This window comes from Nissabacter sp. SGAir0207, assembly GCF_005491205.1.
Lineage (GTDB): Bacteria > Pseudomonadota > Gammaproteobacteria > Enterobacterales > Enterobacteriaceae > Chimaeribacter.
This window is the reverse complement of record NZ_CP028040.1, coordinates 26,862-50,402: the sequence shown is the minus strand read 5'-3', so window position 1 is coordinate 50,402 and position 23,541 is coordinate 26,862. Positions and strand designations below refer to the sequence as shown.

The window sequence follows — 23,541 nt, the reverse complement described above, 5'->3', positions numbered from 1 at the left end:
TGGCTCAGCATCAGCAAAAGTAGAAAATTACTTTTAAAGAAGCACGGAAAAGCGTGATTACACTTCGTCGTAAAATCGTGATTACGATAAAACTGAATTCTGTGAATGTGTGGTCGATGCCGCCGTAGGAGGGACAAAAACCGCGTTGAGCGGCTTTTGTTCACAAAGAGGGTGTAAGAAACAGACTACCTTGACGTCTGTTTATAGTTCACGTTCGCTAGGGATAAAGACAAATCCCTCCATAAGCCTTCTGGAAGAACGGCTCATGATCGCCTTTGATACAAACCAATTTTGCTCTCTGCGCTCCACCACTGCACCGACTTCGACCCGCCCTGAAGGATGGCCAATGCGAAGCAACGCATTGTGGTGAGCTGCTACGAGCTGTTCTGCCAGGGTGCCAGGCAAGGCGGCGGCAACCGATAGCGCTATAGCACCGGTTCCTGTTATGGCGTGATGCAGCTTGCCCATCGAGAATATCCTCGCGTTAATGTCTATCTGGTCGGGCTCAATGGGTTTACCGCCGGATGACAGATACGCAGAGGGCTTTGCAAGAAAGGCCAGTTTCGGCGTGTGTGGTCGTTTTTCAGTGGCTTGCTCAGGTGTATCAGCCAGCCCCATTTTCACCGCACCAAATGCGCGTATACATTCAGCCTTCTCCAGCAGAGCGTTGTCACTGTTGACATCGCCTTGAAGCTCATTGCCGGTCAGGCCGAGAGCATGGGCATGTATAAACAGGGTAGGGTTAGCGGCATTAATGAGGGTCATCTCTATCTTTCCGATGCCAGGAATATCGAAATTGTCCATCATGTTACCGGTCGGGAACATCGGGGTCAGGCTATCCTCCTCACCGCAGGGACTGAGGTATTCGAGTAAAATCTCTGCCCCCGGAAAGGCAACGCCATCCATGAGATAGTTACCCTCCTCCTGAACCTCTCCATGCTTTACGGGAACATGGGCAATTATTCTGGCGCTGATGTTTAATTGCCATATTCTGACGGTCGCGGTGCCGTTCTCAGGACAATCAAGCAGCCCTTGGTTTAGCGCAAAAGGCCCAACACCTGATGTCAAATTGCCGCAGTTTCCTGACCAGTCGATTGATGCCTTATCCAAGGAGACCTGCCCAAAGAGGTAATCAACATCAGAATCTTCACGTTCAGAGGGCGACACTATTACGACTTTACTCGTACTGGAGGTGGCGCCTCCCATACCATCAATCTGCTTTTCATAAGGGTCGGGACTGCCCATAATTCGCAAAAGCAGCGTCTCCCTTTCAACCTCATCAGCAGGAAGCCATTCCCTAAGGAAAAAGAGTCCTTTACTGGTTCCACCCCGCATATAAACCGCTCTGAGCCTCTTCTGCGCCATTTTTCCGCCTTTTAACCATGCTGATTAACGTTAATTATTCTGCCCAGTCTTTTGGTTAGCATTATACCCTATTCTTTACATGATACATGGCTTGAATAACCATTCATACATATGAAGAAAATTTAACCTACATGCTTCCTACGCTAAGAAAAACCCCAAAATAAGTAAAAAAATGACTCTAAGTAAGATATTTCAATCCACTCCATACAATGGAGAAAAATGAATTATTTTCTAGTTTCTGCACTAAAAAATTATTATAAATCCGTTAAAGAAAGAAAATGAACCCAATAAAAATGCCTAACAAAAAATCAGTAATTTATTAAAAAATAATCAAGATGAAATAAGAGAAATAATCACTAATGAAATTTTTTTAAATAGATGCACCCTACTATGTCGCATTCAAATTTATTAATACTTAATAATATCTTTATCTTATAATCCTGCTTCTAAAAATGCGTGTGGTAGACAAATACATAATCCACACAAATTTAGCCTAGGCAATTCATAATAAGACTGTATTATTTGAAAAGTTATCAACTTATCCACAGGCCTATTTTTACTATTTTTATATATTTTTATATATTTTTAAAACCTTTTTAAGAGGCCCGCAGCCCTTGCAGGACAAGGGCTGCAGAGGAGCGACATGTAAAAATTGCCCTCAGGGTATGTAGAAATTGCCCTCAGGTTATGTAATTTTTGCCCTCAGATTATGTAGAAATTGCCCTCAGATTATGTAGAAATTGCCCTCAACTCATGTAGAAATTGCCCTCACGAAATCGCCTTAAACACATGGATATGCACATGGACACCCTCGACAAGAACAAACAGGCATTAAGCCTGATTGAAGCCATCACGCCAGTCAGTCAGACGTTTGCTCAGTCAAATGAGATGACCGAGGCTGCTTACCACCTTACGCGTGACCAAAAGCGGATACTTTTCCTGGTAGTGGGGCGCATCAGAAGCGCTGAAAAAGAGGGTGATAAAACGGTAGGTCTTTGTGAATTCACGGTTTCTGAGTACGCGACTATGTATAATTTGCCCTCTGCCCAAGCCAGCAAAGACATCAGAAACGCGTTGGCCAATTTTGTTATCAAGGAGGTCTGCATCTTTCGACCTGATTGGGATGACGCTGCGGAGAAGGGATATGAAACATTTCCTTGGATGATTAAAAAGGCCCATTCACCTCGGCGGGGAAGCTATGTGGTGCACCTGAACCCCTATCTCATGCCTTTTTTCACTTCTCTAGAACGTCGATTTACCAATCTTAAAATCAAGGACATAGCCAGCATTACCAGTCCGTATGCCATACGTCTCTACGAATCGCTCTGCCAGTATAAAAATGCGGAGGGTGACGGGTGTGCAGTGCTGGCAGTGGATTGGATGATCGAGCGGTACGGTCTTCCTAAATCTTACCGGGCAATAGGTGAATTTAAACGCAGCTTTCTCCATAAAGCCATCATCGAAATCCAAAATAGTACAAACATGTCAATCAGTTACAAAGAGAAAAGGGCAGGAGGGAGAATCACTCACCTCGCGTTTTATTACCGTCAAAACGAGAGGTAAGACACTTCGCCTGAGGGCAAAAACTACATAATCTCAGAGAATGTTCATCTTGTTCATGCACTTAACTAAAAAAATCCCATTAATTTAAGTAAAAACGATTAATCGTAAAATCGTTTTTACGATTAACGCATCATTTTACGGCGTGACAATACTCATAGGTTAACACTTCCATGTAGACGCCTCTCAAAGGTTAACACTTTCATGAGGAGTGGATACGCAATGAGCAATTCAAAGCATTTTGCTTCTTAAATCACCTCAAAACGTCTCCTTGCATGGAACTAACAACCTTTGGTCTTCGCCAACATGGAAGTAGAAACCTTTTCGCAGGCTGATTGGGCCATGTCCTCGAACGGGGATAGGACAGTGGGACAGAGGGTAATACCGTTGTCGCATAGGCAATTAGCGCAAGTAACCCCTGCCAAATTCTGCAAAAGGTTAACACTTCCATGTTGAGTGCATCGAAAAGGTTAACACTTTCATGATGGGCACGATCTTTTGGCTATAGAATCCGCAGATTGCTGATCAATTCGTCAGGGCAGGCAAAATACTAGCATAAAGGTTAACACTTTCATGTAACCGCACTTGCGGTACATGGAACTACTAACCTTTTGAGGCAGCACTTATCCAAAAGGGGTATCTCCAGGTATCCGGGCACATGGAACTACTAACCTTTTGGGACAGCACTTATCCAAAAGGGGTATCTCAAGGTATCCGAGTACATGGAACTACTAACCTTTTGCGGCAGCACTTATCCAAAAGGGATGTCTCCAGTATTCGGGCACATGGAACTACTAACCTTTTCTCTAACGCTTGAAAATTAACAAATTAATAAGAGGCCAACCCCTGAAGCTTGGGGGAGCGGCTGTTGACGATGATCTGGATCTCGCGCCCTTTCTTCAGTTCGATATAGTCCAGATAGCCAATGCGGTTGAGGTCAGCTAGGGCGCGGCGGATGATCAAGTTCTGCGTTTTCACCGGGGACTCCAGCGCCAGACGCTCGCGCAGCCGCTTCATGGAGATGAAAAGCTTGCCGGGCGGCATGCTCTCAAAATAGATATACAGAGATTGCGCCGCCTCCTTCCTGGAGAGCTCAGAGAGCGCCTTAAGGCTCAGCAGCACCTTGTTGTCGTAGCGATAAAGCTCCCACAGCCTGGGGTCACCAGTGATCTCCACGGTGTCAGTATCCATGTTCAGGATGGCATATTGCACCAGGTGGGTGGTCATGAACTTCCTGCCATCTTTGCTGCTAAATCCGAGGGTTACGCCAGAGATGTTGAACAGAGACTCGTTCAGGCGCTTGCGGGAGCGCAGGTTGAAATCCGAGGATTTGATGCCGCACATTTTGGCGAATTCAGTGAAGGGCAGCTTGATGGTGGCGTTGGAATAGCCATAGACCGAGAACGCGGAGATGATGCCGATCCAGGTTTTGAAATCGGTGGACATGCTCAATTTGGCACCCTGGATCTGGATATTGGTATACCCCTCCTGGCGGGCCACCTCAAGGCTGCCCAGCTCCTCACTGGCATCGATCAAAAAATCACGTTTACCCTTCTCCTGAGGGGCTACCGGGGTGAAAACACTCAAACGTAGCAGGGCGACAGGCTGGACGGTCTTATTGCTGTTGGGTATCAGTTCATAAACTGTGTCGGAATCTTTTTTCACAACAGCAAAAGGGTTGTTTATCTCGCTGTTTTCTTTGGTTTTTCTCATTTATCCACACCCTGAGCCTAATCCGTCCTGCTATCATGGAAGTGTTAACCTTTGATGCATGAAAGTATTAACCTTTATCATGAAAGTAAACACCTTTTTCATGAAAGTGTTAACCTTATTCATGAAAGTGTTAACCCGAAGTGCCTTTTTCCTTATTAGAATCATGAGGATACAGCGCTGGTATTCTTTATTGATCTTTATTGATCTTTATTGAACTAAAACAATTGATCTGGTCAGTGGATATGTGGATAAGTCATTGTGAAGATTGATTTTCTTCAGAGGATCACTTTCGTTTGCCCATATCTCTAGCCTTGATCATAATGAGATGATCCAAGCATTCAACCGCGATCCAACAGAACACAGCCGAAAACACATCAACTTAGTTGCCATCGCACCAACGCGCCTGTATGCAATTTTGAGCCATTTTTAGGTTTTACTGTGGGGTAGGGCGGCTACCTCAGTGATCGGCGCATGGCAGCCTCATTGCGTTCGTTTTCAGGGCATTGCTGGATCGTTTTCTTGATCGTCTCCTCATCCAGAATCACTTCATCACTTTTTTGATGAGAATTTAGCCAGCTTGTCATAGAAAAACGCTATGGCTCCCCATCTTGACGCCCTAAGGGATATTCCATATCACCTATGTATATACATGTTTAATCATGTTGAGGCCGATTGCGGTATGGCCATCACCAGAACATGTACGGGGTAAATTCGGGCAAGGAATTTATCAAGGGTGACTCTGGAAGGGGTGAGATATGTCCACATTCACATCAGCGGAACAGCAGGGAAAAACCAAACGCATCACTGAATCACGTTCTATCGACTACATCCCACTGCGCGAGCGACATGGGCACCCATTCAGCCTGTTTACGCTCTGGTTCGGGGGTAATTTACAGATCACGGCCATCGTTACCGGCGCCTTGGCAGTGGTGCTGGGTGGTGACGTGTTCTGGTCACTGGTAGGGCTGTTTATCGGTCAGATCCTGGGGGCGGCAGTGATGGCGCTGCACGCCATTCAGGGGCCACGCTTTGGCTTGCCGCAGATGATCATGAGCCGGGCACAGTTTGGCGTCTATGGCGCGGTGATCCCCTTGGTACTGGCGTGCATCATGTATGTCGGTTTCTCCGCAGGCGGGACAGTGTTGGCCGGGCAGGCGATGGCTAAGATCCTGGGCGTAAGCCACCCGGCAGGCATGATTATCTTTAGCGCAATCATCGTGGTGATCGCGGTATTGGGATACCGGGTGATCCACCGTCTGGGCAAGGTGGCTACGCTCATTGGCCTGCTGACCTTTGCCTATCTCTTTGTCTCCATTTTGACGCCAGAGAACCTCGCCTTGATCAACGGCAACAGGCACTTCTCGCTGCCAATGTTCCTGCTGGCCATCTCGCTCTCCTCCTCCTGGCAGATCGCCTACTGCCCCTATGTCTCAGACTATTCACGCTATTTGCCGAAAGATGTCCCGGCAGGCAAAACCTTTGCGGCGGTCTTTTTTGGCACGGTACTCGGTACTCAGGCATCAATGACCTTGGGTGTGATTGCCGCTGCCTTGGCTGGCCCTGCGTTTTCCGGCAATGAGGTGGGGTACATCGTCGGGCTGGGTGACAATGCACTGATGGCCTTAGTGATCTATGCCGCGATCTGCTTTGGGAAGATCACCTTCACCACGCTGAATGCCTATGGCAGTTTTATGTCGCTCGCCACCATCGTCACCGGTTTCCAGCGCCGCGCCACCCTCTCACCGCGTGTACGCATCGGCTTTGTGGTACTGATGGTTGCGCTCTCATGCGTGATCGGCCTGTTCAGCGAACCAAACTTCATCAAGGCGTTCACCCACTTCCTGCTGTTTTTGCTGGCCTTTTTTGTGCCGTGGAGCGCCATCAATCTGGCAGACTTCTATCTGGTATCGAAAGGGAAGATGGATGTGCCGGCGTTGTATGATCCCGCTGGCCGTTACGGGAAATGGAACCTGACGGGGATCGCGGTGTATGCCGCAGGTGTGGTGGTGCAATTGCCATTTATCGAGAATCCGATGTTTCATGGCTCATTGACCTGGGTATTTGCTGGCAATGACATCTCATGGCTGATTGGCTGGGTCGTGACAGCGGCACTCTATGCATGGGTGGGAACCTATCGCCGCCAGCACGTTCTGCTGTCCTCCGCGTTCCCGGAGTAAGCACCGGGCGCACGCGGTGGCGCGTGCGCCCAATCTGCATCAACGGGCGCTGATGCCAGTCAGGAACTGGCGCAACAGGCTCTGCAACGCCGGGGCCTTCTGCGTATCCAGGTCGAACGGCGGCTGCTCCGCCATGTAGTTCACCTGCGCCAGCTCAATCTGGATGGCATGGCGCTGACGAGCCGGATCGCCATAGTGCCGCGTGATATAGCCCCCCTTGAACCGCCCATTCACCACCCAGGTAAATTTCTCCTGGGCAGCGCACATCTGGGTGATGGCGTCGGCATAAGCGGGCGCGCAGCTTTTGCCATCGTGGGTACCAATGTTGATGTCAGGCAGGCGTCCCTCAAACAGCCGTGGGATAACTGAAGCGATGGAGTGCGCGTCATACAGCACCACATAGCCAAATTTCGCCGTCAGGCGCTCCAGCTCCAGCTCCAGTTGCTGGTGGTAGGGTTGCCATATCTCCTGCTTATAACGCTGACGGAGATTATCCGTTGGCGTCTTGCCGGGCTGGAATACCGGCTCACCGTTAAACAGCGTCTCAGGAAACAGCCCGGTGGTGGCGGTGGTGTAGAGGGGCTGGTCATCCAGCGGGCGGTTGAGATCGATGGCAAAGCGCGAGTAGTGCCCCACCAGCAGGCTGGCACCCATCTCCTTCACAAAGTCATACAGCACGGGGAGGTGCCAGTCAGTGTCGGGCAGGCTGGCCGCCTCGGCAGTGAGGGTGCCTTGCAGCTCTGGCGGTAGCTGGGTGCCGGCATGGGGGATGCTGACCAGCAGGGGCAGGTTGCCCGGCGTGAAGGTATAGGGGGTCATCTTGGTTCTCCTTGGTAGATAACATGGCAGGGGAGTTGCCCGCCCAGCCAGTAGACCAGCTCAGCGGGATGGGTGACCTCCCAGTGAACGAAATTGGCGACCTTGCCCACCTCCAGCGTGCCGTGGGTGGCGAACAGGCCGAGGGCTTTGGCGGCATGGGTGGTGACCCCCGCCAGCGCCTCCTCGGGGGTCATGCCAAACAGCGTACAGCCCATGTTCAGCATCAGGCGCAGGGAGAGCGCCGGCGAGGTGCCGGGGTTGGCATCGCTTGCCAGCGCCATCGGCACCCCCAGCGGCGGAAATGTTCAACCGGTGGGCGCTGGGTCTCACGCAAGAGATAGAAGGCGCCGGGCAGCAGTACCGCCACCGTGCCATGCTCCGCCATCGCCTTGGCATCCTGCTCGGTGGCGTACTCCAGATGATCCGCCGAGAGCGCGCCATAACGTGCCGCCAGTGCGCTACCGCCGAGCGGCGAGAGCTGCTCGGCATGGAGCTTGATCGGCAGGCCAAGCGCCCGCGCGCGGCGGAACAGGGTCTCCACTTGCTGGGGGGAGAAGGCCAGATGTTCACAGAAGGCATCCACCGCATCCGCCAGTCCCGCCGCCTGGATCTCGGGCAGTAACTCATCGCAGATCAGCGCGATCCAGGCATCTGCCCGGCCCTCATACTCCGGCGGAACGGCATGGGCGGCCAGACAGGTGGTCACCACGTCCACGGGCAGCATGTCACCCAGCTGGCGTGCGGCCTGTAACATGCGGATCTCTGAGGCCTTATCCAGCCCGTAACCCGACTTGATCTCCACCGTGGTGACCCCCTCCGCCAGCATAATCGCCAGCCGCTGCTGGGCCGACTGCACTAGCTGCGCCAGACTCGCCTCACGGGTATGCCGGACGGTGGAGAGAATGCCGCCGCCCTGCGCCGCAATCTCCGCATAGCTGACGCCGTTGAGCCGCTGCTCAAACTCCTCGCTGCGATTGCCGCCGTAGATCAGGTGGGTGTGGCAGTCAATCAGGCCCGGTGTGATGATGCCGCCGTGAAAGCGATGCTCCTGGGCGGCGGAGAAGTGCGCCGCCTCATCACGCGGGCCTACGCCGACGATGACGCCCTGCGTCACGGCAATAAACCCGTCGTGGATCAGGCTGTATTGGCCCTCTCTCATCGTGACCAGATCGGCGCCGTACCACAGGCTGTCGCAGTGGTGTAGGGCGTGCTGCTTGGCTGACATAGCACCTCTTCCATTTACAGGGTTGATTGAAGTATGTATATGTATATACAAGCACACTGATTAAGGATCAACCATGTTAAGTTTTTTTGTTTCCCGGGCGTTGCTGGGAGATGGATGGGCGGAGCAGGTGCGCATTGAGGTTGATGCGCAGGGCATGATCGTCTCTGTCACCCCCAACGCGGCAGCGGGTGACGCCACCCGGTTGCAGGGGGCGCTTATCCCCGCGATGGCCAACCTGCACTCCCACGCGTTCCAGCGGGCGATGGCCGGGCTGACTGACATGGCGGGTGATCCTCAGGACAGCTTCTGGACCTGGCGCGAGCAGATGTACCGGCTGGTGGCGCGCCTGACGCCGGAGCAAGTGGGTGTCATCGCCCGGCAGCTCTACATCACCATGCTGAAGGGCGGCTATACCCAGGTCGCCGAGTTCCACTACCTCCACCACGCCCCCGGCGGGCAGCCCTACGCGGCAGATGAGATGCTGCATCACCTGCTGGCAGCGGCCACTGAAAGCGGCATCGGGCAGACCCTGCTACCGGTGCTCTACGCCCATGCCGGGTTTGGCGGCCAGCCCCGGCCGCGGGTCAACGGCGCTTTATCCAGGATACCGAGGGCTATTTGCGGCAGCTGGCGCGGCTGGAGCAGATCGTCCGGGGCGCGCCGCTGATCAATCATGGCGTCTGCTTCCACTCGCTACGTGCCGTCAGTGAGCCGCAGATGCGGGAGGTGCTGGCCGCCACCGACGCCAGCCTGCCGGTGCATCTCCATATCGCCGAGCAGCAGCGGGAGGTGGAGGAGTGTCTGGCATGGTCTGGGCAGCGGCCGGTGGAGTGGCTGATGGATCGCTTTGCGGTGGATGGGCGCTGGTGTCTGATCCACGCCACGCACCTCTCTGAATCGGAGATCACGCGGCTGGCGCGCAGTCAGGCCGTCGCCGGGCTGTGCCCAACCACCGAGGCAAATTTGGGCGATGGCATCTTCCCCGCCACCGCCTACCTGCACCAGCAGGGGCGATGGGGCATCGGGTCGGACAGCCACGTCTCGCTCAGCGTGCTGGAGGAGCTGCGCTGGCTGGAGTATGCCCAACGCCTGCGAGACCAGCGGCGCAACCGCCTGCATACGGCGGATAATCCCTTTGTCGGCACGGTGCTCTATACCCAGGCGGCGGCGGGCGGCGCACAGGCGTGCGGCATCGCGGCGGGCAGTGTCGCCCCGGCCAGCGGGCTGACTGGCTGCTGCTGGCGGACAACGCCTGGCTCGGGGAGTGTCAGAGCGAACACCTGCTCAACCGCTGGATCTTTGCTGGCGAGAAACAGGATATCCGCGCTGTCTACGTCGCGGGCCAGCCGGTGGTAGTGGAGGGGCGGCACCCGCTGGAGGAGCAGGCGGACGCGGCATTCCGGCAGGTGATGAGGGAGCTGGCAGCATGAGGCAGCGCTATAGCATCGCCACCCTGCCCGTGACGCCGTGGAAGAACGGCGGCGGCCAGACCCGGGAGATCGTTTCCCTCCCGGCGGGCAGCGCGCCATTCCACTGGCGCGCCAGCATCGCTACCCTGCGCCAGAGCAGCGCCTTCTCGACGTTTCCCGGCATCGACCGCATCATCACCCTGATCCGCGGCGCGGAGGCCACGCTGCATCACGGTGGCCGCGTGCAGCGGCTGGCGCTCGGGTGCCCTATGCGTTTAGCGGCGACGAGATGACCCATTGCCAAATGGGCGGGGGCGAGGGGCTGGATTTCAACCTGATGACCCGCCGTGGGCACTGCCGCGCCACGGTCTCCCTGATTGCGGAAGCGGCGAGCAGCCGGGCGGGTGTCTGTCTGGTGATGGCCGGCCAGTGGCGTGTGGCGGGCGAGACGCTGGGGCAGGATGAGGGCATGTGGTGGAGCGGCGAGGAGAGCGACGTCACGCCGCTCTCCCCGGATGCGCGCCTGCTGTTTGCGTCGGTGGTGGAGTGCGGTCAGCCGTGACCGCGGAACTTGCCCAGTAATTTGTAGCGGGTGCCGGGGTAGAGCAGGCGGGCGTAGGTCACCACGGTGGTGTCGCTCCAGGTCTGGCGGCGGATCAGGAGGCACGGCTCGCGCTCATCCATCATCAGCAACGTGCGTTGCGCCGCATCCGGCATCACCGCCTCCACCACGTGCTCGCCCGCCGACAGCGGCGCGACGTTCATCAGGTAGGTGTAGGGCGTCTCCTGGGCATAGTCCTGCTGGAGATAGTCCGGCGCGACCTGCGGATTGACCAGCCGATCCTCAAGCTGCACCGCCAGCCCATTCTCGAAATGCACAATCAGGGAGTGGAAAATCTGCTGGCCGGTGGTCAGCCCCAGCACGGCGGCCTGTTCCGGGTCAGCCTTGACCGCCTCCAGGCGGATAATCTGGCTGCTGTGCACATGGCCGCGCGCGCGGATCTCCTCCGCGATGTTGTGCACTTCCAGCATGGCGGTGAACCCCTTGCTCTCTGCCACAAAGGTGCCGACGCCCTGCATACGCATCAAAAAGCCCTCTTTGGTCAGCTCCCGCAGCGCGCGGTTGATGGTCATGCGGCTGACGCCAAGGTTGGCCACCAGCTCGCTCTCGGAGGGGATGCGCTGGTTGGGCTTCCAGGTGCCCTGCTTAATCTGGCTGATAATGGCCTGCTTTACGCGGACGTAGATCGGCGCAGGCTGCTCGCCCATGGCGGCGGCGAGTTGGGAAATCGCAGTCTGCTCAGTCATTGGGGTTTCCATTACGTGAGTGAAGTCGAAAAATGAAGTGTAGCCGCTAAAAAATCAGATGTATATACACCCCTATTCAACCGCGTGCACTACCCTTGATCATGATGCCTGAATAGGGTGCAACCACGCTCTCCTTTTGCCCGTCCATGCACCCCAACATGCTGGCCGTACCCGGTCTCACACCGGATCACCCTACCTGGCACGTGGCTTGCTAGTTGTATATACAAGATTATACACATACGAACCCCGGCGGGTGCGGCGCCCTGAACCTGAGACCTTCTCGGCGCTCGCGACCCCTACCCGGTCAGGTCGTCTCTACAGGAGTCATTATGTCTTTCTCAGCGCAAACATGCTGCTTGCAGCCAGGTGAGGTGGATCTGGCGACGCTCAACGCTATCTATCACGGCGGGGTCACGCTGAGCCTGGCGGAGGGCGCGCGCCAGCAGGTGATCGCCGCCCAGCGCACGGTGGAGGAGATTGTCGCCTCCGGCAAGGTGGTGTATGGCATCAACACCGGCTTTGGCAAACTGGCGCAAACCACCATCCCCAGCGGGCGGCTGGCGGAGCTGCAACGCAATCTGGTGCTCTCCCACAGCGTCGGGCTGGGTGACCTGCTGCCAGACAACGTGGTGCGGCTGGTGATGGCCACTAAAATCATCAGCCTTGGCCGTGGCTACTCTGGCGTGCGCCCGGCGCTGATTGACGCGCTAATCACCCTCTACAACGCCGGCATCATGCCCTGTATCCCAGAGAAGGGATCGGTGGGCGCGTCAGGCGATCTCGCCCCCTCGCGCACCTCTCCCTGATGCTGCTCGGGGAGGGACAGGTACGCGTCAAGGGCGAGCTGATGGACGCCACACAGGCGCTGGCGAGCGTTGGCCTGTCGCCCTTTGTGCTGGGGCCGAAAGAGGGGCTGGCGCTGCTGAACGGTACCCAGGTATCGACGGCGCTGGCGCTGCGCGGGCTGTTTGAGGCGGAGAAGGTGTTTGCCGCCGGGCTGGTGGCTGGCGCGCTCTCGCTGGAGGCGATCAAGGGGTCAGTGAAGCCCTTTGATGCCCGCATCCATCAGGCGCGCGGCCAGCGCGGGCAGATGGAGGTGGCGGGTGCCGTCGCCGCGCTGCTGGCTGGCAGGCGATCAAGGGGTCAGTGAAGCCCTTTGATGCCCGCATCCATCAGGCGCGCGGCCAGCGCGGGCAGATGGAGGTGGCGGGTGCCGTCGCCGCGCTGCTGGCTGGCAGTGAGATTGTGGTCTCCCACGCCCAGTGCGGGCGCGTGCAAGACCCCTACTCGATCCGTTGCGTGCCGCAGGTGATGGGTGCCTGCCTCGACAACCTGCGCTACGCCGCCGGGGTATTGCAGACCGAGGCTAACGCCGCGTCGGATAACCCGCTGGTGTTTACCGACAGCGGGGAGGTGATCTCCGGCGGCAACTTCCATGCCGAACCGGTGGCCTTTGCCGCCGACATTATCGCGCTGGCGGTGGCCGAAATTGGTGCCATCTCCGAACGGCGCATGGCGCTGATGCTGGACACTGGCCTCTCTGGCCTGCCGCCCTTTTTGGTCAACGATGGCGGCGTCAACTCCGGCTTTATGATCGCCCAGGTCACGGCCGCCGCGCTGGCCTCCGAAAACAAGTCGCTGGCGCACCCCGGCAGCGTCGATAGCCTGCCCACCTCCGCCAATCAGGAGGATCACGTCTCGATGGCGACCTACGCCGCCCGCCGGCTGGGGGCGATGTGCTTCAACACCGCCGCGGTGGTCGGGATAGAGGCGATGGCCGCCGCGCAAGGGATCGATTTTCACCGCCCGCTCAAAAGCTCCGCGCCGCTGGAAGCGATCCTGTCGGCGCTGCGCGAGAAGGTGGCGTTTTTGGAGCAAGACCGGCTGATGGCGCCAGACATTGAAACCATGCGCCTCTGGGCGAGCCAACCGGCGTGGCCGCAGGTGATTGCCCGCTTACTGCCCAGCCATTCGCAACATTGACAGGAGAGAGAGATGACCGAGATTCGCAAGGCGGTGGCACGTGAGATCCGCGCGCCGCACGGGACGACGCTGCACTGCGCCAACTGGTTGATTGAGGCGGCCTACCGCATGATCCAAAACAACCTCGATCCTGAGGTGGCAGAGCGCCCGGAGGATCTGGTGGTGTATGGCGGCATCGGCAAGGCGGCGCGCAACTGGGCGTGCTTCGAGCAGATTTTGCGCTCGCTGCAACTGCTCAAGGAGGATGAGACGCTGCTGGTGCAGTCGGGCAAGCCGGTCGGGGTGTTCCGCACCCACGCCGACGCCCCGCGGGTGCTGATTGCCAACTCCAATCTGGTACCCCACTGGGCCAACTGGGATCACTTCCACGAGCTGGATCGCGCTGGCCTGATGATGTACGGCCAGATGACCGCCGGCTCCTGGATCTACATTGGCGCGCAGGGCATCGTGCAGGGCACCTACGAAACCTTCGCCGAGGCGGGCCGCCAGCACTATGGCGGCAACCTCAGTGGGCGCTGGATTTTGACCGCCGGGCTGGGTGGGATGGGCGGCGCGCAGCCGCTGGCCGGGGTGCTGGCCGGGGCCTGCGTGCTGGCGATTGAGTGTCAGGCGTCGCGCATCGATTTCCGCCTGCGCACCCGCTACCTCGACCACAAGGCCCACACGCTGGAGGAGGCGCTGGCGCTGATTGAGCGCGCCACCCAAGCCGGTGACGCCATCTCCGTCGGGCTGCTGGGCAACGCGGCGGAGATCCTGCCGCAGCTGGTGGCACGCGCGCAGGCGGGCGGCAGCAGGCCGGACATCGTCACCGACCAGACCTCCGCCCACGATCCGGTCAACGGCTACCTACCCATCGGCTGGAGCGTTGAACAGTGGCAGCAGCAGCGTCAGGAGAACCCAAAAGCGGTGGAGCGCGCGGCGCGTGCCTCGATGGCGGAGCATGTCAGGGCGATGCTGGCCTTCCATGAGATGGGCATCCCGACCGTGGACTACGGCAACAACATCCGCCAGGTGGCGCTGGAGGAGGGCGTGGCGAACGCCTTTGACTTCCCCGGCTTCGTGCCAGCCTACATCCGGCCGCTGTTCTGCGAAGGCAAGGGGCCATTCCGCTGGGTGGCGCTGTCAGGCGACCCGGAGGACATCTACAAAACCGATGCCAAGCTAAAAGCACTGTTCCCCGATAACGCCAACCTGCACCGCTGGCTGGAGATGGCGCAGGCGCGCATCGCCTTTCAGGGATTGCCCGCCCGCATCTGCTGGCTGGGACTGGGCGAGCGCCATCTGGCCGGGCTGGCGTTCAATGAGATGGTGCGCAATGGCGAACTGAAAGCGCCGGTGGTGATTGGCCGCGATCACCTGGATTGCGGCTCCGTCGCCTCGCCGAACCGTGAAACCGAATCGATGCGCGACGGCTCAGACGCAGTCTCCGACTGGCCGCTGCTCAATGCGCTGCTGAACACCGCTGGCGGCGCGACCTGGGTCAGCCTGCACCACGGCGGCGGGGTGGGCATGGGCTTCTCCCAGCACGCTGGGGTGGTCATCGTCTGCGACGGCAGCGAGGCGGCGGACGCCCGCCTTGCGCGGGTGCTGTGGAACGATCCGGCCACGGGGGTGATGCGCCATGCCGATGCTGGCTATGAGCAGGCACAGGCCTGCGCGCGCCAGCATCAGCTGAACCTGCCGATGATTGACTGACCCTGTCGCGGCCGGTTCTGCCGGCCGTTTCCTGCTCACGTTGTACGGGAGACCCCATGTCCCAGAATCAGATTGAAAAGCTGGCCCGGACGGAGGCCAGACAGCTTGCGGTGTACAACGCCGGATTGTCAGATGAGGCCGTGCGTGCGACTTACCGGGTTGACCACATCGCCCGGCTCGCCAGCAATGAGAACCCCCTTGGCGCCAGCCCGGCGGTGGCCGATGCCCTCGCGGCGGCGCAGACCAGCACGGCCATCTACCCCGACTCCGCCAGCCTGGCGCTGCGTCAGGCGCTGGCGGTGAAAACCGGTGCCGGGGTGGACGCGCTGGTGGTCGGCAACGGCTCGGAGGAGCTGTTGAAGCTGCTCTGCCTCGCCTTCATCAATCCGGGCGACCGGGTGGTGACGCTGCTGCCCTCCTTCGGGCTGCACCAGATCTACCCGCAGATGATGGGCGGACAGGTCGATCTGGTGGCCGTCACCCCCGAGATGACGTTTGACCTGCCCGCGTGGCAGGCGGCGCTCAGCCAGCCGGCCAAAATGGTGATCCTGAGCAACCCCTCAAACCCGGTCGGCTGCACGCTCAGCGCCGCCGCGTTCCAGAGCCTTATCGCCAGCGCGCCCGAGGAGTGCCTGCTGGTGATTGATGAGGCCTACTTTGAGTATTGCCGCCACCTGCCGGACTACCCTGACAGTCTGGCGCTGCTGGCCGCGCAGTCCCGGCCGTGGATTGTGCTGCGTACCTTCTCCAAGGCCTACGGGCTGGCAGGATTGCGGGTGGGGTATGGCATCGCCAGCGATCCGGCGCTGGTGGAGGTGATCAACCGCGTCCGCACCCCCTTCAACATCAACCGGTCGGCACAGGCGGCCGCGCTGGCGGCACTGGCCGATGACGCCCATGTCAGCGCCAGCGTGGCGCTGGTCGCGGCACAGCGGCAGGCGATGCACGATGCCCTGACGGCGCTGGGCTACCAGGTCGCCCCCTCCGAGGCCAATTTCCTGTTCTTCCGCATCCACGGCGACAGCAAAGCTTTCGCCAACGCGTTGCTGGCGCGCGGCATCATCGTCAAACCCTGGCTGGAACCCCACTACACCGACTGGGTGCGGGTATCGGTAGGCAGCGTCGAGGACAACGCGCGCTTCCTCGCCGCCGTAAGGGCATTGCCATGATTCTCAATGCGGCGGATCTGCGCCGTCAGGCCCGGCGGGTACTGCCCGCCTTTGCCTTCAACTATGTGGATGGCGGGGCGGAGGATGAAAAGACGCTGCGGCACAATACGGCGGTGTTTGACCGCTGGCTGTTCAAGCCCTCCATGCTGAAGGACGCCAGCGCCCGCGATCTGGCGACCACGCTGGGCAACGCCCGGCTGGCTGCGCCGCTGCTGGTGGCCCCGACCGGCTACAACGGCATGTTGCGTCACCGGGCCGATCTGATGCTCGCCCGCGCCGCCGCCCAGCAGCGGATTGGGCATATCCAGAGCACTGTGTCGACCGCCTCACTGGAGGAGATCAGCGAAGCCGGGGCGAGCGCTGGTTCCAGCTCTATGTCCTCAAGGATCGGCAGGTGACGCAGGATCTGCTGCGCCGGGCGCAGCAGGCCGGTTGCAGCGCGCTGGTGGTGTCGGTGGATGCCGTCCACTTTGGCAACCGCGAGCGCGACAAGCGCCACTACCGGCGGCCAATGGCCCTCTCCCTACCGGCGCTGGCGAATATTGCCGCCCACCCCGGCTGGGTATGGCGCACGCTGGTGCCGCAGGGGATGCCCGGCTTTGGCAACCTGACGCCCTACCTGCCGCCGGAACAGCAGAAGGGCGTCGGCGGGGCGGCCTACTTTGCCAGCCAGATGGATGCGGCACTGAATTGGGAGACACTAGCCTGGATCCGCGGGCTGTGGCGCGGGCCACTCTATGTCAAGGGCATCATGACGCCAGAGGATGCCCTGATCACCCAGCGGCTGGGCGCGCAGGGGGTGGTGCTGTCAAACCACGGCGGCCGGCAGCTGGATGGCACGCTCAGCCCGATGCTGGTGCTGGCCGACGTGCGGGCGGCGGTTGGCCCGGACTTTACCCTGCTGATCGACAGCGGCTTCCGGCGCGGCACCGATGTGGTGAAAGCGCTGGCGCTGGGGGCCAACGCGGTGCTGATTGGGCGGCCGCTGCTCTATGCGGTGGCGGCGGGCGGCGAGGCGCTGGCCGCCCGCACCCTCAGCGCGCTGGTGCAGGAGATTGACCGCACGCTGGCGCAGCTCGGCTGCACCTCGCTCCGTGATCTGCACGCCGGGCTGCTGGTGGAGGCCGCCGGTCAGATGGCGGCCAGATAACCGCCATCCACATAGAGGATCTGGCCGGTGATGTAGCGTGCGGCAGGCGAGCTAAGGAAGACCACCGCCCCGGCCAGATCCTCCAGCTCCCCAAAGCGCCCGAGCGGGATGCGGGCCTGCATCCCGCGCACCCACGCCTCATCCTGATAGAACACCGCCGTCATCTCCGTCTCAAAATAGCCCGGCGCGATGCCGTTGACCCGGATGCCCTGCGCCGCCCATTCGGTGCTCAGGGCGCGGGTCAGCCCGGCCAGCCCGGATTTGGAGCTGCCATAGGCGGCCGCGCCGGGCACGCCCACCGCGCTGGTCAGCGAGCAGAGGTTGATGATGGTACCGCCCTGCCGTTGGGCCATGCCGCGCGCCACCGTCTGGGCGCAGAAGAAGGCACCCCGCAGGTTGGTGTCGATGATGCTCTGCCAGAGCGCCTCATCCGCGTCCAGCGAGGGGCAGATCTGCTCCATGCCAGCATTGTTGATGAGAATGTCCACCTCGCCCAAGTCGCTGAGACAGTGGCGGATCGCGGCGGTCTGGGTGACATCCAGCACGCGGCCCTCGGCCTGATGCCCCTGCGCCCGCAGCGCGGCCACCGCCGTCGCCAGCGTGGCGGGCTGCCGCCCAGTAATGGTCACCGCCGCGCCTGCCTCGGCCAGCGCGCAGGCGAGGGCAAAACCAATGCCACGGGTGCCGCCGGTGACCACCGCCCGTTTGCCTTGCAGGGAGAAACGCGCCATCACCGTCATGGGGCCACCACTGTTTTCAGGTAGGAGGAGCGGCCAGCGATCAGCGCCTCGTAGGCCGCTGGCACCGCCTCCAGCGGGACGGGGGGTGCCATCAGCGTGCGCAGATCCTCCGCCATACCCGCCATCAGCCCCAGCGCCTGCCGCTGCTCATCGCGAAAGACGCTACAGCCTGTCAGGGTGATTTCGCGCTCCACCAGCAGATTGCAATCCAGCTCGGCGACATGGTGGAAGATCCCCACCAGCGCGATGCGCCCGCCGGGGCGGATGCCCGCCACCAGCTCCCGTAGCACCGCCATCTGGCCGGTCGCCTCGACGGCAAAATCGTACGGGCTGGCCTCCTCCAGCGGCACCAACGCCGCCAGACGCGCGCGCCGCTCGGCATTTGGCTCACTCAGCTGAACCCGGCACTGGCCGGTGCGGCGCAGCAGCAGCGCCACCAGCCCGCCGATGGTGCCGCCACCGGCAACGCGTACCCGGCTGCCCGGCGGCGCGCGCAGCTGGTTGAGCACCCTGAGCGCCACGCCGAGCGGCTCGCTTAGCACCGCCACATCGTCGGGCACTGCCTCTGGCACCGGCAACAGGCTGCGCGCGGGCAGTACCACCTGCTCAGCGAACCCTCCGTCACACACCTCGCCGACAAAGCCCAGTGAGGCGCACAGGTTGTGCGCATTCTGCTGGCACGCTTCGCACTGGCCGCACCAGACGCGAGAGTCAGCCACCACCCGGCTGCCCGGCGCGAACCCGGTCACGTCCGCCGCCGCCTCCAGCACCTCGCCAAACAGCTCATGGCCTGGCGTCACCGGCAGGGTAGCCAGCCACTTCCCGGTGCGGTAGTTGTGGATGTCCGAACCGCAGATGCCCGCTGCCCGCACCCGAACGCGCACCTGGCCGGGCGCGAGCCGCGGGGCGGCTTTCGTCCCCACGGCCAGTTGCCCAATCCCATACAGTTGTACCGCCCTCATGGCTCACTCCTCAGTCAGCAGGCTGTCCAGCCAGCGGGAAAAATCATCCTCGCCTCGGCTGCCCAGCATCACGGCCATCGCCAGCCCCAACGCGGAGCTGGTGGGGTTGTGGGCGCTGGACGCGCCTGCGCGCAGATTCATCACCAGCGTCGGGCAGCAAAACAGCGCCAGACGCATAATCTGTTGCCAGTTGTCGGGCAACCAGCCCCGGCCACGCAGTTCCGCCAGCAGCGGCCGCCAGTAGCGCTCCCCCTTGCTGTGCAGGAACGCCGCGCGCAGCGGGGTCAGGTGCCAGTCATGCCGGACGTCCAGCACGTCGCCCTCACGCGTCACCGTGACCCGGTAACGCTCTACCGCCTGATGCGGCTCATAGAGCCAGCAGGGGTGCGTGAAGATGTTATGGAACGTGGCCTTGATCTCCGCCAGCAGCGCGGGGATATGGCTGCCAGCGAAGGCCGGGTCGAAGCTGACCAGCTGCGGCTGCCCCGCCTGCGTGGCATACCAGACATTGGCGTTGTGGGCGTCGCCGTGCGCCACCACCACGCCATGCCCGGCCAGCGCAGAAGGGGCCAGATGCTGGCCCGCGGCGAGGAAGAGCTGTTGCAGGGTGTCGGGGTACATCACGCCGTTGATGCGCCAGCGCAGCGTGCTCAGCGTCTGCCACGGCAGGGTGAGGTCGCCCAACGGGAAGGGCTGGCCCACGTAAAAACGCGCCACCCGGCCGCCCAGCCCGGCTGGCTGCCCCGGCGAAACCAACCGGTGCCAGAACAGCTGGTGGATCGACTCCGCCGCCACCTCGCTGGCGCTGGCCTGCCGCAGCGTCGGCAGGGTGTGCGCCAGGATCTCCGCGTCCGCGCGGCACTGCGCCTCCACCACCTCCGCCATCGCGGGCCACGCCTCACGGGACTCCAGGTCATAACAGACATCGGCCAGCCGCCGCTCATCCCGTAGGGCGTAGAGCAGGATCTGGCGGCCCGGCTCACCGCAGGCGTAGAGCGGCACATCCACCCGGAAACCGTGGCGGCGCAGCAGCCCGGCGCGGTAGTACTCGCCGATGGTCTGCTCCTCGCCCTCCTCGTGGTGATATTTGAAAAAGAGCGTGCGTTGGTCGGCGAGCGACACGCGGCCATTCAGGGAGTTGAGGCTGTACTGGTCGCGGTTGATGTGCAGGCCGCTCACCGCCACGCCGGTCACCTCGGCGATCAGCTGGCCCAGCTTCTCGCTGGCTTGCGCCCACTCCCCCTGCTGCGTCAGCCGCCGCGCCTCCGCGGCCAGCGGCGCGCGCGGTTGCTCACTCATGGTGGCCCTCCTTCAGCAGCGCGTGCCGCAACCCGGAGACCGCCAGGGCATGGCCGGGGAAGCCCTCATACTCCGCCAGCCGCTTCGCCTGCGTCGCCAGTTCCTGATAGCCAGCGCGGGTAACGTAGCCGACGGAGATGCGTTTCATATAGTCGAACACCGAGAGCGGCCCGGCCGTTTTGGCGGCACCGTTGGTCGGCAGCACCGCGTTTGGCCCCAGCACAAAGTTGCCGAGCGCAATCGGCGTATGTGGGCCGAGCAGGATTTCACCGGCGTTGCGGATCTGGGGCATCACTGCCATCGGCTCCTCGGCGAGGATCTCGAGGTGCTCCGGCGCATATTGGTTGACGAATGCCACGGCGGTGGCGAAATCCTTGGTCAGCACCACGCCGCCGTGCTGGCCACCCAGCACCTGCTGGGAGAAGCGGGCGCGCTTCTCGCCAATCTGCGCCCAGTAGCCGGGCAGTGCTGCCATCGCCTCCTCCGCCACCCGGCGGCTCGAGGTGACCAGATAGGCGGAGGAGTCTGGCCCATGCTCGGACTCAATCAGCAGATCCAGCGCCGCCAGCGCGCCGCTCACGGAGTCATCCGCCAGGATCAGACTTTCGCTGGGGCCAGCTGGCACGCCCGGATCGATCAGGTGGGAGAGCTGGCGCTTCGCCGCCACCACCCACGGGCTGCCGGGGCCGACGATTTTCAGGCACTTCGGCACGCTCTCGGTGCCGTAGGCCACCGCTGCCACGCCCTGCGCGCCGCCGCACTTGTAGACCTCCGTGATGCCGACCAGCCGCGCGGCCACCAGCGTTGCGTCATCCACCGTGCCATCCGGGCCGGGCGGCGTGATCACCACCGCGCGCGGCACCCCGGCAACCACGGCGGGCACGGTGGTCATGATCAAGACGCTGGGGAAGGAGCCTTTGCCGCGCGGCACATAGCAGGCCACCGCATCAATCGGCACATGCCGATCGCCGGCAAACGCGCCCGGCCGCATCTCCTTCCACCACATCTCCTCGGGCTTCTGCGCCTCATGGAAGGCCCGCACGTTCTCCACCGCATAGCGGATCGCCTCAATCACCTCCGGCGCCAGCCGCTGGAACGCCTGGTCAAACTCGTGCTCCTGCGCGCGCAGCGGGAAAGTGTCCGGCTGGACGCCGTCAAACTCGCGGCCAAAGCGGATCAGCGCCCGGTCGCCCTCTTCGCGCACCGCCTCAATGATCGGTTGCACCTTGCCAGCGAAGAAAGAGAGATCGGACTCGGTGCGGGTGAACAGCGCCGCCGGCAACTGCGCCGAGGCCGACAGATCGTGGAATGAGACAGACATACGGGTTCCTTATTTTCAGTGGGCCAGGGTGTGTTGGTGGATGCGGTTGAGCACGTCCTGCTGGAGTTCCATGAACGCCGGGACGCGCTGGATGTTCTGATGGCGCGGGCGCGGCAGGCCGACGTCGAACGTCGAGTCGATATGACCCGGCCCCATCACCACAATGCGATCGGAGAGCCAGACCGCCTCTTCAATGTCATGGGTGACGAACATCACCGTCAGCCGGTGCGTCTCCCAGATCTCAATCAGCAACTGCTGCATCTGGTGGCGCGTCATGGCGTCGAGGGCGCCGAACGGCTCATCCATCAGCAGGATTTTTGGCCGGTAGGAGAGCGCGCGGGCAATGGCCACCCGCTGCTTCATGCCGCCAGATAGCTCGCTGGGCCAGCGATCGGCGGCGTGGCCAAGCTTCACCAGTTCCAGATGCTGCTGGGCGATCTCGCGGCACTGGTTGGCGGGGGTGCCCGCCGCTTTCAGGGCAAATTCGATGTTGCCGCGCGCCGTCAGCCACGGCAGCAGGGTATAGGACTGGAACACCACGCCGCGATCCAGCCCGGCCCCCTGGATAGGCTCGCCATCGACCAGCACTTCGCCCTCGTCGAACTCCTCCAGCCCCGCGGCAATCGACAGCAGGGTACTTTTGCCGCAGCCGGAGGTGCCGACGATTGAGACGAACTCATTGTCATTCAGCGTCAGGTCGATGCCGCGCAGTACCCGGTGACGGGTCGCGCCTGAGGGGAAACTCTTCTCCAGCTTGTTGATTGTCAGGGTCGCCATCAGCTGCGCCTCCGGTTGTAGCGGAACAGCACGCGCTCGGCGGCGCGCATGATCTGGTCAGTGATAAGCCCGAGCAGGCCCAGCAGCAGGATGTAGCCGATAATGGTGTCGGTCTGGAAGTAGCGCTGGGAGACCACGATGCGGTAGCCCAGCCCGGAGGTGGAGGCGACCAGTTCCGCCAGCACCAGCCAGGTCCACGCCCAGCCAAGGCTGATGCGCAGCGCGTCCCAGATCGCCGGCAGGGCGGAGGGGATGACGATGCGCAGCAAAATCTTGCGGTCTGGCAAGCCGAGGGTGCGGCCCAGCCCGATGAAATCCGGCGGCACGCGCTTCACCGCATCGATCATCATCAGCACCTGTTGGAAGAAGGTGCCAATCCAGATCACCAGGAATTTTTGGATGTCATCCGTGCCGGTCCACAGGATGGTCAGCGGCACGAAGGCCACCACCGGCATGTAGCGGATAAAATCAACCAGCGGCTCCACGATGGCCTTGACCAGCCCGTAGCAGCCGGCCAGCACGCCGATGACAATCGACATCACCGACGAAATGGCAAACGCAATCGCCATGCGATACAGGCTGCTCTCAAGGTCATTGAGCAGCGTGCCGTTGGCCGCCAGCGTCACCATCTGGTGCCAGACCCGCTCAATGCCCGGCAGGAAGAGGGGTTTGATGGCGCCGCTGGCCGTCGCCAGCCACCAGGCCAGCAGCAGCAGGGCGAACACCGCGATGGAGAGGGTCAGGAACTGCGCCCGGCTGGGCGTCTTCCCGATGGTCAGCAGGTCATGGCGCCGACGGCGCTTTTTGGCCCGCGGGTTCACACTCTGCAGTTCAAGCGAACTCATATATCCTCCGAATAGGCTGGCGCC

Annotated in this window: 14 protein-coding genes and 6 pseudogenes; 9 read left to right on the top strand and 11 right to left on the bottom strand. The window is 60.9% G+C overall.

Features of this window, described 5'->3' with window-relative positions; genetic code table 11:
• Positions 1-201: 201 nt before the first annotated feature.
• Positions 202-1,365 (bottom strand): 2-methylaconitate cis-trans isomerase PrpF, encoded by a 1,164-nt coding sequence (gene prpF, locus C1N62_RS22370; RefSeq protein WP_137765941.1) that lies wholly within the window; start codon positions 1,363-1,365, stop codon positions 202-204.
• A gap of 801 nt (positions 1,366-2,166) precedes the next feature.
• On the opposite strand from prpF, the gene C1N62_RS22365 reads away from it, so the two are divergent.
• Entirely contained in the window at positions 2,167-2,928 is a 762-nt protein-coding gene (locus tag C1N62_RS22365) for a RepB family plasmid replication initiator protein (RefSeq protein ID WP_137765940.1), read from the top strand.
• An 825-nt stretch (positions 2,929-3,753) separates the two neighbouring features.
• On the opposite strand, the gene C1N62_RS22360 is transcribed toward C1N62_RS22365, so the two are convergent.
• The gene (locus C1N62_RS22360; RefSeq protein WP_137765939.1) at positions 3,754-4,638 is read right to left on the bottom strand and encodes a RepB family plasmid replication initiator protein; all 885 of its coding nucleotides are present in this window, start codon (positions 4,636-4,638) and stop codon (positions 3,754-3,756) included.
• A 755-nt stretch (positions 4,639-5,393) separates the two neighbouring features.
• Between C1N62_RS22360 and C1N62_RS22355 the strand changes: the two genes are divergently transcribed.
• Positions 5,394-6,815, top strand: a complete 1,422-nt coding sequence (locus tag C1N62_RS22355) for a cytosine permease (protein WP_137765938.1) — start codon at positions 5,394-5,396, stop codon at positions 6,813-6,815.
• Between the two features lie 39 nt (positions 6,816-6,854).
• On the opposite strand, the gene hutG is transcribed toward C1N62_RS22355, so the two are convergent.
• Together hutG and hutI are read right to left on the bottom strand one after the other, a co-directional pair.
• A complete protein-coding gene (hutG, locus tag C1N62_RS22350) occupies positions 6,855-7,634 on the bottom strand; it encodes an N-formylglutamate deformylase (protein WP_137765937.1) in 780 nt (259 codons plus the stop codon).
• A pseudogene (gene hutI, locus C1N62_RS22345) lies at positions 7,631-8,859 on the bottom strand (imidazolonepropionase). Before hutI ends, hutG begins: the two are co-directional and overlap by 4 nt.
• A gap of 73 nt (positions 8,860-8,932) precedes the next feature.
• Here hutI and C1N62_RS22340 point away from each other — a divergent pair.
• Positions 8,933-10,289 (top strand): annotated as a pseudogene (locus tag C1N62_RS22340) (formimidoylglutamate deiminase).
• Positions 10,286-10,830 (top strand): annotated as a pseudogene (locus C1N62_RS23675) (HutD family protein). Before C1N62_RS22340 ends, C1N62_RS23675 begins: the two co-directional pseudogenes overlap by 4 nt.
• Here the strand turns inward: C1N62_RS23675 and hutC are convergent.
• Complete coding sequence (hutC, locus tag C1N62_RS22325) at positions 10,821-11,576, bottom strand: histidine utilization repressor (RefSeq protein ID WP_137765934.1); 756 nt, start codon at positions 11,574-11,576, stop codon at positions 10,821-10,823. The pseudogene C1N62_RS23675 and the gene hutC overlap by 10 nt on opposite strands.
• Positions 11,577-11,905: 329 nt before the next feature.
• Between hutC and C1N62_RS23670 the strand changes: the two are divergent.
• The 5 genes and pseudogenes from C1N62_RS23670 to C1N62_RS22300 form a co-directional block, all read left to right on the top strand.
• A pseudogene (locus C1N62_RS23670) lies at positions 11,906-12,674 on the top strand (aromatic amino acid lyase); the annotation flags it as partial.
• 105 nt (positions 12,675-12,779) lie between these two features.
• Positions 12,780-13,559: pseudogene (locus C1N62_RS23665) on the top strand (aromatic amino acid lyase); the annotation flags it as partial.
• Positions 13,560-13,571: 12 nt separating this feature from the next.
• Positions 13,572-15,254, top strand: a complete 1,683-nt coding sequence (hutU, locus tag C1N62_RS22310; protein WP_137765933.1) for a urocanate hydratase — start codon at positions 13,572-13,574, stop codon at positions 15,252-15,254.
• Positions 15,255-15,310: 56 nt separating this feature from the next.
• Positions 15,311-16,423, top strand: coding sequence for a histidinol-phosphate transaminase (hisC, locus tag C1N62_RS22305; RefSeq protein ID WP_137765932.1), 1,113 nt, complete (start codon positions 15,311-15,313; stop codon positions 16,421-16,423).
• Positions 16,420-17,573: pseudogene (locus C1N62_RS22300) on the top strand (alpha-hydroxy acid oxidase). The gene hisC and the pseudogene C1N62_RS22300 overlap by 4 nt, the downstream one beginning before the upstream one ends.
• Here C1N62_RS22300 and C1N62_RS22295 read toward each other — a convergent pair.
• The 6 genes from C1N62_RS22295 to C1N62_RS22270 are packed head-to-tail and all read right to left on the bottom strand — an operon-like array spanning position 17,555 to position 23,517.
• A complete protein-coding gene (locus tag C1N62_RS22295; RefSeq protein WP_137765931.1) occupies positions 17,555-18,313 on the bottom strand; it encodes a glucose 1-dehydrogenase in 759 nt (252 codons plus the stop codon). The pseudogene C1N62_RS22300 and the gene C1N62_RS22295 overlap by 19 nt on opposite strands.
• Positions 18,310-19,275, bottom strand: coding sequence for a zinc-binding dehydrogenase (locus C1N62_RS22290; RefSeq protein WP_137765930.1), 966 nt, complete (start codon positions 19,273-19,275; stop codon positions 18,310-18,312). The genes C1N62_RS22295 and C1N62_RS22290 overlap by 4 nt, the downstream gene beginning before the upstream one ends.
• Before the next feature lie 3 nt (positions 19,276-19,278).
• On the bottom strand, positions 19,279-20,574 hold the full coding sequence (locus tag C1N62_RS22285) for a hypothetical protein (protein WP_137765929.1): 1,296 nt from the start codon (positions 20,572-20,574) through the stop codon (positions 19,279-19,281).
• The gene (gene hisD, locus C1N62_RS22280) at positions 20,567-21,895 is read right to left on the bottom strand and encodes a histidinol dehydrogenase (protein WP_137765928.1); all 1,329 of its coding nucleotides are present in this window, start codon (positions 21,893-21,895) and stop codon (positions 20,567-20,569) included. Before hisD ends, C1N62_RS22285 begins: the two co-directional genes overlap by 8 nt.
• Before the next feature lie 15 nt (positions 21,896-21,910).
• Positions 21,911-22,672 (bottom strand): ABC transporter ATP-binding protein, encoded by a 762-nt coding sequence (locus tag C1N62_RS22275; protein WP_137765927.1) that lies wholly within the window; start codon positions 22,670-22,672, stop codon positions 21,911-21,913.
• Positions 22,672-23,517 carry an ABC transporter permease gene (locus tag C1N62_RS22270; RefSeq protein ID WP_137765926.1) on the bottom strand — a complete coding sequence of 282 codons (846 nt, stop codon included), beginning with the start codon at positions 23,515-23,517 and terminating at the stop codon, positions 22,672-22,674. The genes C1N62_RS22275 and C1N62_RS22270 overlap by 1 nt, the downstream gene beginning before the upstream one ends.
• Positions 23,518-23,541 lie beyond the last annotated feature (24 nt).

Bases quoted from the DNA above. Each gene is read 5' to 3' on its own strand.
- prpF (WP_137765941.1), bottom strand. From the start codon at position 1,365: ATGGCGCAGAAGAGGCTCAGAGCGGTTTATATGCGGGGTGGAACCAGT.
- C1N62_RS22365 (WP_137765940.1), top strand. From the start codon at position 2,167: ATGGACACCCTCGACAAGAACAAACAGGCATTAAGCCTGATTGAAGCC.
- C1N62_RS22360 (WP_137765939.1), bottom strand. From the start codon at position 4,638: ATGAGAAAAACCAAAGAAAACAGCGAGATAAACAACCCTTTTGCTGTT.
- C1N62_RS22355 (WP_137765938.1), top strand. From the start codon at position 5,394: ATGTCCACATTCACATCAGCGGAACAGCAGGGAAAAACCAAACGCATC.
- hutG (WP_137765937.1), bottom strand. From the start codon at position 7,634: ATGACCCCCTATACCTTCACGCCGGGCAACCTGCCCCTGCTGGTCAGC.
- hutC (WP_137765934.1), bottom strand. From the start codon at position 11,576: ATGACTGAGCAGACTGCGATTTCCCAACTCGCCGCCGCCATGGGCGAG.
- hutU (WP_137765933.1), top strand. From the start codon at position 13,572: ATGACCGAGATTCGCAAGGCGGTGGCACGTGAGATCCGCGCGCCGCAC.
- hisC (WP_137765932.1), top strand. From the start codon at position 15,311: ATGTCCCAGAATCAGATTGAAAAGCTGGCCCGGACGGAGGCCAGACAG.
- C1N62_RS22295 (WP_137765931.1), bottom strand. From the start codon at position 18,313: ATGACGGTGATGGCGCGTTTCTCCCTGCAAGGCAAACGGGCGGTGGTC.
- C1N62_RS22290 (WP_137765930.1), bottom strand. From the start codon at position 19,275: ATGAGGGCGGTACAACTGTATGGGATTGGGCAACTGGCCGTGGGGACG.
- C1N62_RS22285 (WP_137765929.1), bottom strand. From the start codon at position 20,574: ATGAGTGAGCAACCGCGCGCGCCGCTGGCCGCGGAGGCGCGGCGGCTG.
- hisD (WP_137765928.1), bottom strand. From the start codon at position 21,895: ATGTCTGTCTCATTCCACGATCTGTCGGCCTCGGCGCAGTTGCCGGCG.
- C1N62_RS22275 (WP_137765927.1), bottom strand. From the start codon at position 22,672: ATGGCGACCCTGACAATCAACAAGCTGGAGAAGAGTTTCCCCTCAGGC.
- C1N62_RS22270 (WP_137765926.1), bottom strand. From the start codon at position 23,517: ATGAGTTCGCTTGAACTGCAGAGTGTGAACCCGCGGGCCAAAAAGCGC.